Origin of the sequence: Pontibacter mucosus (assembly GCF_003054055.1) — a bacterium.
In the GTDB taxonomy this organism is placed as follows: Bacteria; Bacteroidota; Bacteroidia; order Cytophagales; family Hymenobacteraceae; genus Pontibacter; species Pontibacter mucosus.
The window spans coordinates 304,198-319,539 of sequence record NZ_QBKI01000002.1; the positions used below are offsets into that span (position 1 = coordinate 304,198).

Here is a 15,342-nt window from a genome sequence, read left to right on the forward strand (position 1 = left end):
ATCCATTTATATGCCCCGGCCACGCCGGGATAGGATGTGGCACCTTACCTTGTCAGGAGGTTGCCAGAGGGTCCTGGAGCCTAGTCTCTCGCCTCTTCTCTATAAACTTCTACAGACGTTTCCGTCCTTTTAATATGAATGATGCAAAATTAAGGGTTTTTGTGAGAGATGTAAATTTTGTGTGTAAAATATTGGAAAACTTGCCGCCCGGCCGCGTTGGTTTTGAACTCAGGCGGCAAGTTTGGTGACATATTTTACAAGCGAGCGCTTGGCAATGGGCAGCAGCGACTGCTCCAGGGGCACCGGGAACCTGGACACCGCCGCGAAAGTGGCAGGGTTGGGCAACTCCTTGCGCTCTTTGATAAGCTGGATTTTGAGGTGTTCGTGGGTGAGCGTGAGGCCCCGCCGCACGGTTTGCAGGTGCTTGGTGTTGATGCCCCTATACTTCTCGTAAGTATTCTCAAAAACGGTGATGTGGTAGCTGTACACGTAGGTCTCCTTGCTCGCCGCGTGTTCCACAAACAGGTAGCCCTCGTCGTGGTAAATGGGCGTGATGCCCACCGGCGTAATCTCGAGGTGACGCTCCACGAAATCGTACAGTTCCTTGCCTTCGTTCAGGGCCGTGCTGAAAAGGGGAGTGGCGTACTGGATGATCTCCTCTATTTGCTCCATGGTCTCATCGTCCTGCACAATTTTCTCATACACGAGTTGCAGTTTCTCAAAATCGGCGCGGCTGATGCGTTGCGGAAAGGACTCGTATACCAGCTGTTTATGCTCCTTTACCTGCACCAGGTTGCGGTAGTGCATGATCAGGTCGGAGAAGACAGGGTAGAGGCGGTGCTGACTGAACTCGCCTTTCACGGCCTGCAGGTAGGCCAGCAGCAGGTACTTTTTATACTCAAAATCCAGGAGCCCTTCGGTAAGCCAGTTGACAGGTAGGGTGTTCATAAGCCATCAACTTAATTAGGTTAAACGTGTGCTATATAAACGAAAAAGGCAGGAAAATGGGTTATTCTTCCCGGTGCCTAAAACCTGAATGTGCAGCCTGGGCAAAGTATAAATTTTGCTCAGGCATTATGCGCTGGGGTGAGGTACAACTTAGCTCGAACCATTTATCCCGGCAATCAGGCCAATCAGCAAAAGGAAAATGTACACCAGCACGCTGCTTACGTTAGCGAGTATTTTCTTCCAGCCGCCCTGGTGCCGCAGGTGGTCCATCATGTAGTAGAACAGGCCGCCAATGCCCCCAGAAACAGGCACCATGATGAGTGGCAGAATCATCCGTCTCCACCCAGCGTCGGGGTTGGGGTTTTTGCCCAGCAGCAGGAAAATGACAACTAAGATTAAAGCCAGCCCTGCGCCCTGCAGCACGCGTTTGTACAGGGGAGCGGCGTGTACGGGTTGTTCCAAATCTTCGGGGTTGGTCATGGGTTCGGGGGGTATACTATCACTAGCTTTATACTTGGAGAGAGGGTACTCAGTTCTCTATAAACCAATTTTTACTTTGCTGGGTGATGATCAGGTGTAGTACAGTATAAGTTAATCCGTGTAGGGGAACTGCAGGAGTATATGCGAGAGAAGTATAAATTTAGCTGCCGAAGCTAGCTCCCGCCAAGGCCTCTGCATGAGCTATGGATTCAGCAATATTGCTGCCTGGGGTTCTGCACTTGTTTCTGCAACCTCTGTCTTCCCTTCTGATTTTACCTTTGAAAGAATGGATTCCAGGACAGGAAGCATGTTGTTCAGACTATTCGTTTTGATTAGAAAATTCCAGATGGGTTCGAACTTCTTCCACCCTCCCGTGTAAAAGAAGTGTTTGAGCTTGTGTTTGTGAGATGGATGACTCAGGCTGGACTTGAAAATATTTGACCAGCTGTAAAACTCCTTATAAGCCCAGTCATGTCCATTTTTAAGCTCTTCTGCAGTCAGGTTTGTTGTCTGGTAAACTACGTTTCGGGTATCGTATAAGTCCCAGTTCCTCGTCAAAATGCGCCCTTGTTGTTCCATGTCCTTAAAAAGTTTTGTTCCTGGATATGGAGTTAAGATATGGTAGGTAGAAGTTGTGATGGCATTTTTGACACCCCATTCAACTGTTCTCTTAAAGACATCCCGATCATCTTCATCAAGGCCAAACACAAAGCTTCCATTTATCATGATGCCTAGCGAATGCAGCCGGTTTACGGCTTTCTGATAATCCTTCTCCAGGTTCTGTTTCTTGTTACTTTGCTTCAGGTTAGCCGGGGAGAAAGTCTCGAAGCCGACAAACAAACTTCTTAATCCGGCCTCCGCCGCTTTCTCAATTAAATTACCTCTCAGGATAGAGTCTACGGTTGCCGCACCCTGAAAGACTCTGTTCATCCCTTTCATGCCATCAAATAGCGCACCTGCAAATTTTGAGTTACCCAGCAGGTGGTCGTCCAGGAAGTATAAATGCCGGCCGGGCAGCCTGTCAATTTCGGCCAGAGCATCATCCACTACTTGCGTGTAGAAACCTTTGCCTCCCTCAAAGAAGGCATCCTTATAGCAGAAATTACAATGATGGGGGCAACCTCTTGTGACAACTATAGAGTTAGGAACCAAATACTTATTCCGTTTGATAAGGTCTCTTCTGATGGGTGGAATCTTATCAAGTGTTCTGATACTGGAGCTATAAACTTTCTTCGGGTTATTGTTTTTGAAGTCTTTTAGGAACTGGGGGAAAGTTTCCTCCCCAGGTCCCAGGAAAATGGTATCTGCATGTGGAGCAGCCTCGTGAGGCAGAGAGGTAACATGGAGCCCACCAAGTAAAACGTAAGCACCCTGCTTTCTGTAATGGTCCGCAATTTTATACGCCCGGTATGCATTCGTGATGTATACCTGAATGATGACGAGGTCTGGACTGTCGTTCAAGTTTAATTCTTCCACATGCTGGTCCTGTAGATCAATCTCATCATCCGGAGACAAATAAGCAGCTAAGGTGGCGAGCCCAAGTGGCGGGAACAAAGAATACTTGATTGGCCGCCAAAACGGGCTTTCAGCCTCTGCGAGGGAGGGTAAAATCAGTTTTACTTTCATTTATGATGTGCTTCAAAATTATAACCTGCCAACTATGGAGTAGAAGGGCGATGTACTAAGGAAGAATGTCAGGCCTTTCCCCCTAACTCCCCGCCAACGGCGACCCGAAGATGCCGACTGCGACTTCTGCCCAGATTAGCAGGAGTGCCGCCAGCACAAGCACAATGAGAGCGATGCGGTAATCGGGCCTGCGGACTTTTCTCAGTACCAACTCGCACAACAGGCCCGTGCCCAGCAGCAGGCCACCGGCAAGTATAAAGTCGAACAGGCCCCAGTTGAAACCTACTGAGAAAAGCGTTCCGAATAACGGGATGGACAGCAGCACTGCCACTGTAAGTAAAATGCGGGAAAGTCTTTTGTTGAGCGTTATCATACTTGTATCTCCTTATTTTAAAGTGTTTTATGATTTAATAATTCGCCTTACTTAAAGCCAAACAGCAGCGGGAAAAGGAAAACCACGACCACCACCCAGGCCACGTATACCGGAATATAGAGCACGATAAACCGCCCAACTTCGGTGATAGGGGCTTTCTTTGTGGCGGCCTTGTAGAGCATCACCGTTACGATCAGCAGGTGTATCAGCATCAGCATGTTGGCCCCCAGCACCGCCACCCGGTTTGGTGTAATACCCCACTCCGATATGCGGAAGGAGATGGCAGACAGCGCAATGCCATTTACCACCACCGTCACCACAGACAGTAACAGCAGCACCCACACGCTCCAGGCAGTTTTTTCCTCGGTGGAGCTTTCGGCCACGGAGAAGAAAATCAGGGCCATCACCCCAACCAGCAGCGCGTTAAACAGCATCAGGAACTCCCGGTCGTTGTAAGGGTCTTTGCCCGAATAAATGATGGCGCCCAGGTAAATCACCAGCATGACGAGCACCAGCGGGCTGAACAGTTTGGCAATCACCGGTGATACCTTGTTGACCAGTTGCGGATTGGTTTGGGTAAGGTAGGTGGCCACGATGGGCACGGCAGGCAGACCAAACGCCACCACGTACTCAGCGTATAACTCCTCAATCTGAAAACCGATGAGCGCGAACAGCCCGATGGTGATGCCCGTCATCAGCACGCCGGCAATGACCAGGAGCGCCGTCATCACGGCCAGGTCGCCGTTGAAGCGCAGGAAGCCAAGGCGTTTTCTGTAGTTACTGAGATCATCGCCCACAAACGAGACCCCAAGTATAACCCAGAGCAGCAGCGGCAAGTGGATGCAGGCCAGCACCAGGGTATCGCTTTGCGGGTTATTCGGCAGGAAGTTGATGTACAGCAGGCAGACAAGCGTCGCGAAACCCAGGAAAGCAGCTTTGCCCTCTGGTAATTTGTTTTTCCAGGCGAAGTAGGCAGCCAGGAACGGGAACACCAGAAAGCTGATGTTGCGGGGATAGTAGAACTCTTCGCTGATGGGGAAAATGGCCGGTAGTTTGGCCAATATACCCGCCACCAAAGAGGCAATCACCACGAACAGGAGCTCTTTTCGGGAGCCCCACGATATTTCCTCGGTCTCGTAGTGGAGCCTTGCGTACCAGAATTCGGCGAGGGCGTTGCCTCGTATCTCGGGGTAAAGTATGCTGAACTCCCGTTTAAAAGGCCCCTTGTTGCTGCGGTACAGTCTTTCGAGCTGGCCCGGGTCGTGCAGGTGGGAGAGGATCTCGTTTTTCATGCGTTTATACTTTAAAGCTTATACTTCAGGATTTCCTGGATCTGATGCTCAATCCCACATGGTGCCAGCCAGCCCCAGCACAGTGCCCAGCCACAACCCGACAAAGTATACCACGATGCTCAGCAGTATGGCCACGGTACGGTTGAAGCCACGGGAGCTTTGATACTCCATAAAGGCATAGAAGGCGCCTCCCATGGCCCCGGCCAGTGGCGTCACAATCAATGGCCTGATCCTCCAGAACTTTCCCCACTCTGCAGGAGGGTTGTCCACCCCAAATACAAAGAATGAGATGACAAGTAAGGCGATGCCTGCCCCTATGAGCATAGGTTTGACTACTGACAGAGAGTTGGTTGATTGATTTTGGGATTCGTTTTGCTGTGCCATGGTTTTATACTTTTAAGTTGATAAATGTTGTTTTGTGTCTAAAGTACTTTGAGTTGCAAAGTTGGTGAGCAAAAAAATTTAGTCTAACTGACGGTTGTTTAAAATTAACTGCTCCAGAGCGTCTAAATGACTTTTGAAGGCTTCTCGTCCAGCCTCGGTGGCATGGTAGGTGGTGTTGGGTTTGCGGCCCACAAACTGCTTTTCCACGCGCAGGTACTCGGCCTCCTCCAGTGCCCGCAGGTGGCTGGCCAGGTTGCCGTCCGTCAGCTGCAGGGTTTCCTTCAGGGTGTTAAAGTCCACCTTGTCCTCCACCATCAGCACCGACATAATGCCCAGCCGCGCCCTGCTCTCGAAGGCCTTGTTTATATTTTCCAGGTACTCTTTCACAGGTGGCTAGCGTTCGTATTTAAAGTACATCAAGGTACCATACACCATGTGCAGCACGCCAAACCCCACCGTCCAGGCAAGCAGGCCGTAACCGGTAAAAAAGCTGACCAGCAAGCCAAGTATAACTTCGCAAATGCCCAGGTACCGTATGTCGCCATACGTATACTTGCTCCCGTTTATCAAGGCAAGACCATAAAAAACGAGCATAGCAGGGGCTACCAAGTATAAAATGCCGTGGTAAAGCAGGATAGCACAGAAGATGCCGCCAGCCGCCAACGGAATGGCCAGGTTCACGAGCAGGCGCCTGGATTTGCTGTCCCACAGGCGGTGGTGGTTAAGCTTGGCCTTGCGCGCGGTAAAGTATAAGGCAGATCCAATAGCAAGGACGAGCACACCCAGGGCCACAGCCACCATAAACTGGATGCTGGACCAGGTAAGGGTGGCGCCACTATCCTGGCTGTAAGTTACATTGTACTGGCTCAGGTGCCACTTTACAACAGCCGCCCCGGCAAGCGCCGACAGGCCCGCCGCCACCCCGGATAACCCGCTAAGCGAGATAAAACGGGAAGAGCGATCCATGATGTTGCGGATCTCGTGCAGGGCTTCTAACTGGTCTTGCTGCTGATTCATGATAAAGTACTTTGAGTTTCAAAGTTAATAGGGCTTTACGTAAAGTCAAGCATCAAGTATAAAAAATGTTGGAATAAATTATCGGCACTGATTATGCCGCGCAGTCAGCAAAATTGAGAGGCTTATACTTCGGGCAGGACTAACACAAGAACCGGAAGCGCAAGTATAAAACCTGTTTAACCAAACCCCCGGCCTTACGTTTAAATGGCAAACCAAGGGGCAGGAAGTAAAAACTATCCGTTCTGCCGCTTGTTATACTTGAAAACAGATAACCTATGAACTATACAGAGAACTACGAAGGCATAAAACTAGACGTACAGGCGGTTGATATTTCCATCTCGGATGCCCTGCAGCAGGGCGTGCGCGACGTGATAGACAAGGTAAAGCGCCACAACAAGAAGATAGATTCGGTGGATGTATACTTTAAAGAAGAGCCTAACCAGTCGACCAACACCAAGAGCGTGCGCATGCGCGTGGGTATTCCGGGCAACGATGTGTTTGCTCAGGATGAAGGCGATAACTGGTTTGAGCTGCTGAAAAACGTAGAAGACAAACTGAGGCGACAACTGGAGAAGCGCTAAGCTGCCACCGGCCGTAAACCACAAAACCCGCTGCACTTACCAAGATAAGGCAGCGGGTTTTGCGTTTGGCGCTTTTATAATTCGAATTTTAAAACCTAAGTTGCGATTAACCCACCCCCGCCCCTCCAAGGAGGGGAATTTCTAGAATTTTATTATGATTCCCCTTCTTGGAGGGGTTAGAGGTGGGTTTACACTTCAGCGAAGTAGGCGTTAATATTTAAAGTATAGCAAAGTATAAATCATACTTCACAACTGCACTAAAGTATACCATGAACCACACCTACTACCAGCACAAAAACATCCTGATTACGGGTGCCGCGCAAGGCATCGGGTTGGGCATGGCAGAGGCCTTTGCCAGGGCCGGTGCTAACGTCATCCTCACCGATGTGGACGAGGAGGCGGGCCTGCAGGCGCTGCAGCGGCTGAAAGGGCTGTCTGCGGAGTTTATACCTTGTGATGTAAGTATAGAAAGCCAGGTGCAGGAGCTGATGCGGCAAGTGGGGGAGAAGTATACTTGCCTGGACGCCCTCCTCAACAACGCCGGCATAGCCGACCCGTTTCAGGGGCCGCTGCAGGATCTAAGTATAACTGAATTTGATAAAGTGCTCTCCGTGAACCTGCGCGGCCCCTTGCTCTGCGCCAGGTATGCGCTGCCCCTGCTGCAGAAGGCCGCGCACCCCGCCATCCTGAATATTACCAGCACCCGTGCCTTTATGTCGGAGCCGGATACCTTTGCTTACTCGGCCTCCAAAGGTGGCTTGGAGGCACTCACACACTCTCTGGCCGTTAGCCTGGGCAAGGACGGTATCCGCGTAAACGCCATCGCCCCGGGCTGGATTGAGACCGGCAACTGGAAGAAGGAAAGCCAAACGTATGAACCCCGGCACTCTGAAGAAGACAAGCAGCAGCACCCGGTGGGCCGCGTGGGCCTGCCGCAGGACATCGCCGAGGCCGCCCTGTTTCTCTGCTCCGACAAAGCTGGCTTCATCACCGGCCAGAGCCTTTCCATCGACGGCGGCATGACCGTGAAGATGATCTATAGGTAGAGAGTTTGGGAGTTTAGGAGTTAGAGAGTTAAAGAGTTAGAAGGTTAGAAAGTTTGGTGGGGGTAGAGATGAAATTTATACTTGCGCCATCTTTCAAAGGCTCAAAGGCTTATTAATTCTTTAAAAGATTGACGTGTGTGGCCGTACAACCCTTGCCAGGCTTAAGGGGTAAAACCTATGGTTAAGATGATACGCTGATGAGAAACCTGCCACCAAACCTGTCGCTGCTTTATATTACCAACCCGATGTGTGCCTGGTGTTATGGCTTCACGCCTGTCATTCGCCGGCTGCGGGCCCTGTGGCAGGGGCACCTGGAGGTGCAGGTGCGCTTCGGGGATTTGCAGGCGCACGATTCTAAGCCCTTGCTGCACGACCAGAAAGAGCGGCTGGCCATTAGCTGGCACCGGGTGCAGGAGCGCACGTATCTGCCGTTCGAGTACCGTTTCTTCATCCAGCGCAGTTTTGTGTTTAACACCGAACCCGCCTGCCGCGCCATGCTCTGCGTGCGTTTGCTACGCCCTGTGCTGACGCTGGAGGTGCTGCGCGCCATGCACTCTGCCTTCTTTGTAGACAACATCGACCTGAAAGAAACCCGTGAGCTAGTGCGTTTGGTAGGTCTTTTCGGGATACGCGAGAACCTCTTTTTGACCCTGTTTGAGTCGGACGAGATCATGCAGCAGATGGAGGAGGAGTTTGCCTACGTGGACGAAATCGGGGCCACCACCTTCCCCAGCGTGTACCTGAACACCAGCGACGGGCCCCAGCGGCTCACGGCCGGCTACGTAGACCTGCACGAACTGGAGCAACGTATTCTGCAACTTAGATAGCGGCCAAAGTATAAGTTTATACTTTCTTGATATTTGTTTAGGTATATAGTGGTTTCATAGCATCTATGACAACCCATGCACTCCTATTGTCGTATATTAGAATTCTAGTATATTTAAGTGTTCTTGAATAATAAATAAAAAGAGAACCAGACCCCCCATGAGAAGCAAGACCACCACGAACCAAGTTGATGAGTATGTAGAGAAGCTGTCGCCGGAAAAGCGACTGCTTGCCCAGGAAGTGCGCCGCATTATAAACACCTCCGTTGCCCACCTGGAGGAGAGCGTGCGCTGGGACTGTGCCTGTTACTTTTTCTATGGCCCGGTCTGCTACTTCGCCTCCTCCCGCAGCGGCATCCACTTTGGTTTTTTCAGGGGCAGAGAGATGGCAGACCCGCATCGCCGCCTGGTAAGCCGCAATGGCCAGCACCCGCACATCAAGATCCGCACCATCGCCGACATAGACGAAGTATACTTTGCCGACCTCGTGCGGGAAGCGGTGCACCTGAACCAGAACTAATTTCCGTCAGAGCGCGTCCTCGTGGCTGCAGACCTCGTCGGGGCTCTCGAGCTCCAGCGTTACGTGCTGAATATCCATTTCGGCCATGGCGGCGCGCACCTCTTTTTTAAGCTCCTCGGCCTGCGCCGGCGGAAGCAGAGTGCCCGTCACAGCGTGCACCGTCAGGATATGGTAGCTTCCGTCCATCGTCCAGACATGCAGGTCGTGCACCGAGGAAATGCCGGGAATTGCCTGCAGTTTTTCCTCAATCTCCTGCGGCTTCAGGTGAGGAGGGGAGGCTTGCAAGAGGATGGTCATGGTCTCGCGCAGGTTGCGCACCACGTTGTAGAGCACGTACGCCGTAATGGCCACCGACAGGAGCGGGTCTATCCAGGGCAGGTCGAAAAAGTATAGAATGATACCGCCCACCAGCACCGCCACCCAGCCCAGCACATCCTCCATCAGGTGCAGCCTCACCACACGCTCGTTGATGGAATTTCCTTTTTTCAGCCGGAGTACAGCGGCCCCGTTTACGACTATACCAAGTATAGCGAAGCCAATCATGCCGGGCGCATGCACCTCTTCCGGGTTCCAGAGGCGGGGGATGGCCTCAGAAAGTATAAAAAAGGAACCAACCAGCAGCACAACCGAGTTTATAACGGCACCCAGTATAGAAAACCGCTTATAGCCGAACGTATACTTGTGGTCGCGGCCGCGCTTGGCTACTTTCTCAAAGTACCAGGCAAGGCCCAAGGAAAGCGAGTCGCCGAGGTCGTGCAGGGCATCCGAAAGTATAGCCACGCTGTTTATCCAGAGGCCGCCCACTATCTCCAGCAGGGTGAAACCCAGGTTCAGGAAGAAGGCAACCTTAATGTTGCTGCCCTCTCCGTGGTGGTGCCCGTGATGGTGGTGGTGATGTCCGTGTGCCATTAAATACGAAACGATTTGGTGCGTTTAATAGTGCCAGGCCAGGTTTGGCTGTTAAATTTTGGCTTCCAGGTTGTACATTTGTGTGCCGCGGATGGGAGCCAGTCCCTTTGCTAACACCTATTGCCCATGAAGATACTGCTTATTGAGGACGAACCCAAAGTCGCCTCCTTTATAAAAAAAGGCCTGGAGGAGCAGAACTACGAGGTGGATCAGGCGTATGACGGCAGCCTGGGCATCCGGCTGGCGCTGCAGAATGAGTATGACCTGATCATCCTCGACATTATCCTGCCCCACATAAACGGGATCGACGTGTGCCGCGAGATCCGCCGCCACAACAGCACGGTGTCCATCCTGATGCTAACGGCCCTCGGCACCACCGACGACAAAATAACCGGCCTGGACGCTGGCGCCGACGATTACCTCACCAAGCCCTTTGAGTTTAAGGAACTGCTTGCCCGCATCCGGGCCGTTTCCAGAAGAAGCAACGATAACAACGTGGGCGAAAAGCTGAGTATAGCCGACCTGGAGCTGGACGTGATGCGCAAAACCGTTACGCGCGCCGGTAAACCCATCAGCCTGACTGCCCGCGAGTTTACCCTGCTGCACTACCTGCTGCGCAACAAAGGCCGTGTGGTGTCCCGGGTGGACATCACCGAGCAAGTATGGGAAACTTCCTTTGACACGGGCAGCAACGTGATTGACGTATACATTAACTTTTTGCGCAAGAAGATTGACAAAGGCCATTCATCCAGGCTGATACACACGCTGGTGGGCATGGGGTATGTACTTAAAGAGCAGGACGAGGGATGAAAATACGCTCTAAACTAACGCTGCAGTTTGCCAGCATCGTGGCCCTGATCATGATCGTGTTTTCGCTGGTGGTATACTCTTTCACCTCCCTCTACCGGCAGGATGATTTCTACAAGCGCATTCTCCGGAGGGCAGAGGTAACGGCCCGCTACGTGCTGGAATCCGATAACGTAAGCGCAGAGCAGCAGCGGCAGTTTATGATAGATTTCTACCACGAGCTGCCGCAAGAAGCGGTCCGGGTGTTTGATGCCGAAGGCAACGAGGTCTTTAGCCACGGCGATGGCGACCTGGGCATAACGCCGGCTATACTTGGGCACCTGCGGCAAAGCCAGGTGCTCGAGTATGACAACGACGTGCGCCAGGTGGTGGGGATTATGTATGAAAACGATGGGCGCGCGTACCTTGTGTTTGCCTCCAGCATAGACTCCTACAGCCTCCGTAAGCTTCAGAACCTCAAAATTATTCTGGTAGTTGGCTTTATGGGTTCCCTGGTAGTAGTGGTGCTGGCGGGCTGGCTGTTTTCCAAGCAGGCATTAAGACCCATCACCAAAGTGGTAGACGAGGTAGAGAAGATTAGCGCCAGCGACCTGCACCTGCGCCTGAGCAATGCCGACGGAAAAGACGAGCTGTCGCACCTGGCCCAGACCTTTAACAACATGCTGGACCGCCTGGAGCAATCCTTCGAGATGCAGAGCACCTTTGTCTCCAACGCCTCGCACGAGCTGCGCACGCCGCTCACCACCATGATCGGGGAACTGGAAGTGGCCCTGATGAAGCCGCGTGAGAAAGAAGAGTACCAGCGCGTGCTCCGCAGCACCTTGGAAGATGCCCGCCTGCTCACCGAGCTCTCCAACGGCCTGCTTCAGATTGCCCAGGCAAGTATAGACCAATCCAAAATAAAGCTGTCGATGCTGCGCTTTGATGAGCTGGTATGGATGGCCCGCGACCAGGCCCTCAAACGCCAGCCCAACGCCCGCATCGAAATTGACTTTGCCAGTTTCCCGGATGATGAGAAGCGCCTGATGGTGCAGGGGAACGAGGCCCTGCTGCTGATCGCGGTGCTGAACGTGCTGGAGAACGCAATTAAATTCTCGCCGGACGGGCAGGTGGCCAGGGGGCAGATTGAGGTGCAGAGCCGCCAGGTGGTGCTGCGGGTGCAGGACCGTGGCCTGGGCATTGCCGCTGAGGATCTTAAACATGTATTTGTGCCGTTCTTCCGGGCAGATAACGTACGCAATATCACCGGGCACGGCATCGGGCTGCCGCTGGCAGAACGCATCCTCAAGCTGCACAGGGGCGGTATCGAAGTGCACTCGCAGATAAACAAGGGCACCGAAGTGATGATCTCCCTGCCACAGGCTTACCACACAATTTCCGCCTGAAACTCATTTTAATCTCCTTTTAATGTCGTTTTAATTTCGCCTTAATCTTGCTCACGTAGTTTTGTAACAGTTAGGTGAGACAGGTTAATCTACGCTTGCGCCCTGCATTAGCGGGCGCGGCGTAGAGGCTTGCCGGTAGTTAGTAAGACGAAGTATAAACATGACAGAAAGAGGAGAAAGAGTAAATTATTTAGCCACGCTCGGCAAGGATTTTCCTTCGGGCCTGGTCGTGTTCCTGGTGGCGCTGCCGCTGTGCCTTGGCATTGCGCTCGCATCCGGTGCCCCCTTGTTTGCCGGTATCATCACCGGTGTGGTAGGTGGTGTGGTCGTGGCATGGCTCAGCGGCTCGCAGCTAAGCGTAAGTGGTCCGGCGGCAGGCCTCACGGTGATCGTGCTGAACGGCTTAGAAGCCCTGCAGACCTATGAAGCCTTTTTGGCGGCAGTCGTACTGGCTGGTGCCCTGCAGATAGGGCTTGGCCTGCTAAGGGCCGGCGTGATTGGGTTATACTTCCCTTCCTCGGTCATCAAGGGGATGCTGGCAGCCATCGGCCTAATCCTTATCATTCAGCAGGTTCCCCGTTTCATGGGTGCCAACGAGACGTTCTACAGCACACTTTTCTCTGATGTAACAGCCGGTCTGGCCTCCATGCACACCGGGGCGCTCCTGATTGGTGCCATCTCGCTTGCCATCCTGATACTTTGGGATACCCCCGCGGTGAAGAAATTCAAGGTGGCAAAGTCAGTGCCCGGCGCTTTGATTGCGGTGCTGCTCTCCATCGGTCTGAACGAGTTGTTCAAGGCTTCCTTCCCGGCTCTGGCTGTGGGCTCTGGAAACCTGGTGTCGCTTCCGGTGATTGGCTCGCTGGCAGAAATGGGAGGCGTGCTGAGCTTCCCTGACCTGGGCGCCTTTGCCAACCCGCAACTGTACGTGGTGGCCTTTACGATCGCCATTGTGGCCAGTCTCGAAACGCTGCTTAGCGTAGAGGCCATCGACAAACTGGATCCGCACAAGCGCCGCACCCCAAATAACCGGGAGCTGCTGGCGCAGGGTGTCGGCAACATGACAGCCGGTATGCTGGGTGGCCTGCCCATGACAGCGGTAATCGTGCGCGGTACAGCCAATGTTACCTCGGGCGCCCAAACCAAAATGTCGGCCTTTATACATGGCGTGTTCCTGCTCCTGTCGGTGCTGTTCCTGGCCAACTTCCTGAACCTGATTCCGCTTTCAGCGCTGGCCGCAGTGCTCCTGATGGTAGGCTACAAGCTCACCAAGCCAAGCCTGTACAAGCAGCAGATCAAGATCGGGGCAGAGCAGTTTATTCCCTTCATCATCACCATCCTGGCTATCCTGTTCACCGACCTGCTGGTGGGTATCTGCGTGGGCCTGGTAGTAGGCGTGTTCTTCATCCTGAAAGCCAATTACAAGTCGCCCTACTTCTTCCATAAGGAGGAGCACCGCGAGCGCGAGGTTATCCGGATCAAACTGAGCGAGCACGTGTCTTTCCTGAACAAGGCCAGCATTGTGCTTACCCTGGACCACCTGCCGCATAACAGCCACGTGATCATCGACGGGGAAAACTCAGAGTATATCGACTACGATGTGCTGGAGGCGATACAGGAATTTAAGAAGACAGCACATGAGCGCAACATCTTTGTGGAGCTGCTTAATATCAAGGAGGTAGCAGTGATGGATGTGCATTAATACGGCAGTGCAGGCATCATATTTAAATAATTTGTAATACTTTTAAAGGCTATAAAAGCATATATGGAGCAGATTTTTGAGAATAATAAGAAGTGGGTAGCCACCAAACTGGCTGAGGACAGCGAGTTTTTCCTGAAACTGGCCAACGGGCAGAAGCCACGTTACCTGTACATTGGCTGCTCAGACAGCCGCATTCCGATAAACGAAGTAACCGGCACAGGCCCGGGCGAGATATTTGTGCACCGCAACATCGCCAACATGGTAGTGCACACCGATATGAACCTACTCTCGGTGCTGCAGTACGCTGTGGAGGTGCTTAAAGTAAAGGATATTATTGTGTGCGGCCACTATGGCTGCGGCGGTGTAGCGGCGGCGGCCACCAACAAACAGTTTGGCCTTATCGATAACTGGTTGCGCAATATCAAGGATGTGATACGCCTGCACGAGCAGGAACTGATGAGCATTGCCGATGAGGAGCAGCGCCAGCGCCGTCTGGTGGAGCTGAACATTATAGAGCAGGTGCATAACCTGTCAAAAACCTCTATCATCCAGAATGCCCAGCTTGGGGACAACCCGCCAAGGCTATGGGGATTAGTGTATGATATTAAAGAAGGCTTACTACGCGACCTGAAAGTGCGTGATGGGGAGTTTAAGCAGTTTGAGCACATCTACTGCGTAACCGGAGAAGTGACCACTACTACCTAAGTACCTAAATGTTTATGTTTAGTTTGTTGGAGCCTCCTGTTTTACAGGAGGCTCCTCTTGTTTTATCTGTTATAACCCGGCACGTAGCTCAGGGTTAGCTGGAATCCAGTGTTGTAGCGCTCGCGGCCTTCATAGCTTCCCTCATCATCCAGCTTCTTCAGCCCGCCATTGTAGCGCAGGCCCAAGCCAATGCCGCTCGGGGCACGGTACCCGATTCCGGCAGCGTAGCCAAAGTCGATGGGGTAGGGGTTGTCGGTGATATCAGTTTCGGTGGTAGTGGTGGTGTTAGAACGGCTCACCTCTGTAATTTGCTTGCCCTTCAGCAGGAAGGAAACCTGGGGGCCTAGCTCAAAGTATAGGCCGCTTACCTGCAGGTGCAGCAACACCGGAATGTCCAGGTAGTTCAGGCGAAGGCGGTTCTCGATATCGGTGCCATTGGTGCTGTAGCTGTGCTTGGCGCCTTTGGAAGTGAACAGGGCCTCGGTCTGCACGCCTATCAGTTCGTTAAGGCCGTAGCGGGCGGTAAGGCCGACGGTGTAACCAGGGCGGTAGTCATGGTTTTTTGCATCATCGCCTGTTAGGGAGCCATAGTTAAGACCGGCTTTAATGCCCACACTTTGGGCGCTGGCTGTGCCTGCCATCAGGGCCAGGCCTAAACCAAGTAGTAATTTCTTCATGTTAAAGTATAAAATGTTAACTTTAAAATAATGGCTGTGGCCATGTAGGGCGGCACATGCTCCGGC

The 15,342-nt window shown here is 52.6% G+C and carries 18 protein-coding genes and 1 riboswitch; of the genes, 8 read left to right on the top strand and 10 right to left on the bottom strand.

Annotated elements, in window-relative coordinates; translation table 11 throughout:
• Positions 1-3: 3 nt before the first annotated feature.
• Positions 4-108, bottom strand: a riboswitch (SAM riboswitch).
• Between the two features lie 120 nt (positions 109-228).
• The 8 genes from C8N40_RS04890 to C8N40_RS04925 form a co-directional block, all read right to left on the bottom strand.
• Complete coding sequence (locus C8N40_RS04890; protein ID WP_108210665.1) at positions 229-948, bottom strand: hypothetical protein; 720 nt, start codon at positions 946-948, stop codon at positions 229-231.
• A 150-nt stretch (positions 949-1,098) separates the two neighbouring features.
• The gene (locus tag C8N40_RS04895) at positions 1,099-1,428 is read right to left on the bottom strand and encodes a potassium transporter KefB (protein ID WP_108210666.1); all 330 of its coding nucleotides are present in this window, start codon (positions 1,426-1,428) and stop codon (positions 1,099-1,101) included.
• Positions 1,429-1,629: 201 nt separating this feature from the next.
• The gene (locus C8N40_RS04900; protein ID WP_108210667.1) at positions 1,630-3,054 is read right to left on the bottom strand and encodes a B12-binding domain-containing radical SAM protein; all 1,425 of its coding nucleotides are present in this window, start codon (positions 3,052-3,054) and stop codon (positions 1,630-1,632) included.
• Between the two features lie 82 nt (positions 3,055-3,136).
• The gene (locus C8N40_RS04905; protein WP_108210668.1) at positions 3,137-3,427 is read right to left on the bottom strand and encodes a hypothetical protein; all 291 of its coding nucleotides are present in this window, start codon (positions 3,425-3,427) and stop codon (positions 3,137-3,139) included.
• A gap of 47 nt (positions 3,428-3,474) precedes the next feature.
• Positions 3,475-4,719: a DUF4153 domain-containing protein gene (locus tag C8N40_RS04910; protein ID WP_108210669.1), complete on the bottom strand. Its 1,245-nt coding sequence runs from the start codon at positions 4,717-4,719 to the stop codon at positions 3,475-3,477.
• 48 nt (positions 4,720-4,767) lie between these two features.
• Positions 4,768-5,103 (bottom strand): potassium transporter KefB, encoded by a 336-nt coding sequence (locus C8N40_RS04915; protein WP_108210670.1) that lies wholly within the window; start codon positions 5,101-5,103, stop codon positions 4,768-4,770.
• 78 nt (positions 5,104-5,181) lie between these two features.
• Positions 5,182-5,490, bottom strand: coding sequence for a winged helix-turn-helix domain-containing protein (locus C8N40_RS04920; protein WP_108210671.1), 309 nt, complete (start codon positions 5,488-5,490; stop codon positions 5,182-5,184).
• Between the two features lie 6 nt (positions 5,491-5,496).
• Positions 5,497-6,120 carry a hypothetical protein gene (locus tag C8N40_RS04925; RefSeq protein WP_108210672.1) on the bottom strand — a complete coding sequence of 208 codons (624 nt, stop codon included), beginning with the start codon at positions 6,118-6,120 and terminating at the stop codon, positions 5,497-5,499.
• Positions 6,121-6,395: 275 nt separating this feature from the next.
• Here C8N40_RS04925 and hpf point away from each other — a divergent pair, with 275 nt between their 5' ends.
• From hpf to C8N40_RS04945, 4 genes are all read left to right on the top strand, one after another.
• Entirely contained in the window at positions 6,396-6,701 is a 306-nt protein-coding gene (gene hpf / locus C8N40_RS04930) for a ribosome hibernation-promoting factor, HPF/YfiA family (RefSeq protein WP_108210673.1), read from the top strand.
• A 269-nt stretch (positions 6,702-6,970) separates the two neighbouring features.
• Positions 6,971-7,747, top strand: a complete 777-nt coding sequence (locus C8N40_RS04935; RefSeq protein ID WP_108210674.1) for an SDR family NAD(P)-dependent oxidoreductase — start codon at positions 6,971-6,973, stop codon at positions 7,745-7,747.
• A 197-nt stretch (positions 7,748-7,944) separates the two neighbouring features.
• Positions 7,945-8,574, top strand: a complete 630-nt coding sequence (locus tag C8N40_RS04940; RefSeq protein WP_108210675.1) for a DsbA family protein — start codon at positions 7,945-7,947, stop codon at positions 8,572-8,574.
• 157 nt (positions 8,575-8,731) lie between these two features.
• Entirely contained in the window at positions 8,732-9,091 is a 360-nt protein-coding gene (locus C8N40_RS04945; RefSeq protein ID WP_108210676.1) for a DUF1801 domain-containing protein, read from the top strand.
• Between the two features lie 6 nt (positions 9,092-9,097).
• Here C8N40_RS04945 and C8N40_RS04950 read toward each other — a convergent pair whose 3' ends face one another.
• On the bottom strand, positions 9,098-10,000 hold the full coding sequence (locus tag C8N40_RS04950) for a cation diffusion facilitator family transporter (protein WP_108210677.1): 903 nt from the start codon (positions 9,998-10,000) through the stop codon (positions 9,098-9,100).
• A 126-nt stretch (positions 10,001-10,126) separates the two neighbouring features.
• On the opposite strand from C8N40_RS04950, the gene C8N40_RS04955 reads away from it, so the two are divergent.
• The 4 genes from C8N40_RS04955 (at position 10,127) to C8N40_RS04970 (ending at position 14,599) form a co-directional block, all read left to right on the top strand.
• The gene (locus tag C8N40_RS04955) at positions 10,127-10,810 is read left to right on the top strand and encodes a response regulator transcription factor (RefSeq protein WP_108210678.1); all 684 of its coding nucleotides are present in this window, start codon (positions 10,127-10,129) and stop codon (positions 10,808-10,810) included.
• Complete coding sequence (locus C8N40_RS04960; protein ID WP_108210679.1) at positions 10,807-12,192, top strand: HAMP domain-containing sensor histidine kinase; 1,386 nt, start codon at positions 10,807-10,809, stop codon at positions 12,190-12,192. Before C8N40_RS04955 ends, C8N40_RS04960 begins: the two co-directional genes overlap by 4 nt.
• A gap of 160 nt (positions 12,193-12,352) precedes the next feature.
• Entirely contained in the window at positions 12,353-13,894 is a 1,542-nt protein-coding gene (locus C8N40_RS04965; RefSeq protein WP_108210680.1) for a SulP family inorganic anion transporter, read from the top strand.
• Between the two features lie 63 nt (positions 13,895-13,957).
• The gene (locus C8N40_RS04970) at positions 13,958-14,599 is read left to right on the top strand and encodes a carbonic anhydrase (protein WP_108210681.1); all 642 of its coding nucleotides are present in this window, start codon (positions 13,958-13,960) and stop codon (positions 14,597-14,599) included.
• A gap of 62 nt (positions 14,600-14,661) precedes the next feature.
• Here C8N40_RS04970 and C8N40_RS04975 read toward each other — a convergent pair whose 3' ends face one another.
• A complete protein-coding gene (locus C8N40_RS04975) occupies positions 14,662-15,276 on the bottom strand; it encodes a porin family protein (protein ID WP_108210682.1) in 615 nt (204 codons plus the stop codon).
• Positions 15,277-15,342 lie beyond the last annotated feature (66 nt).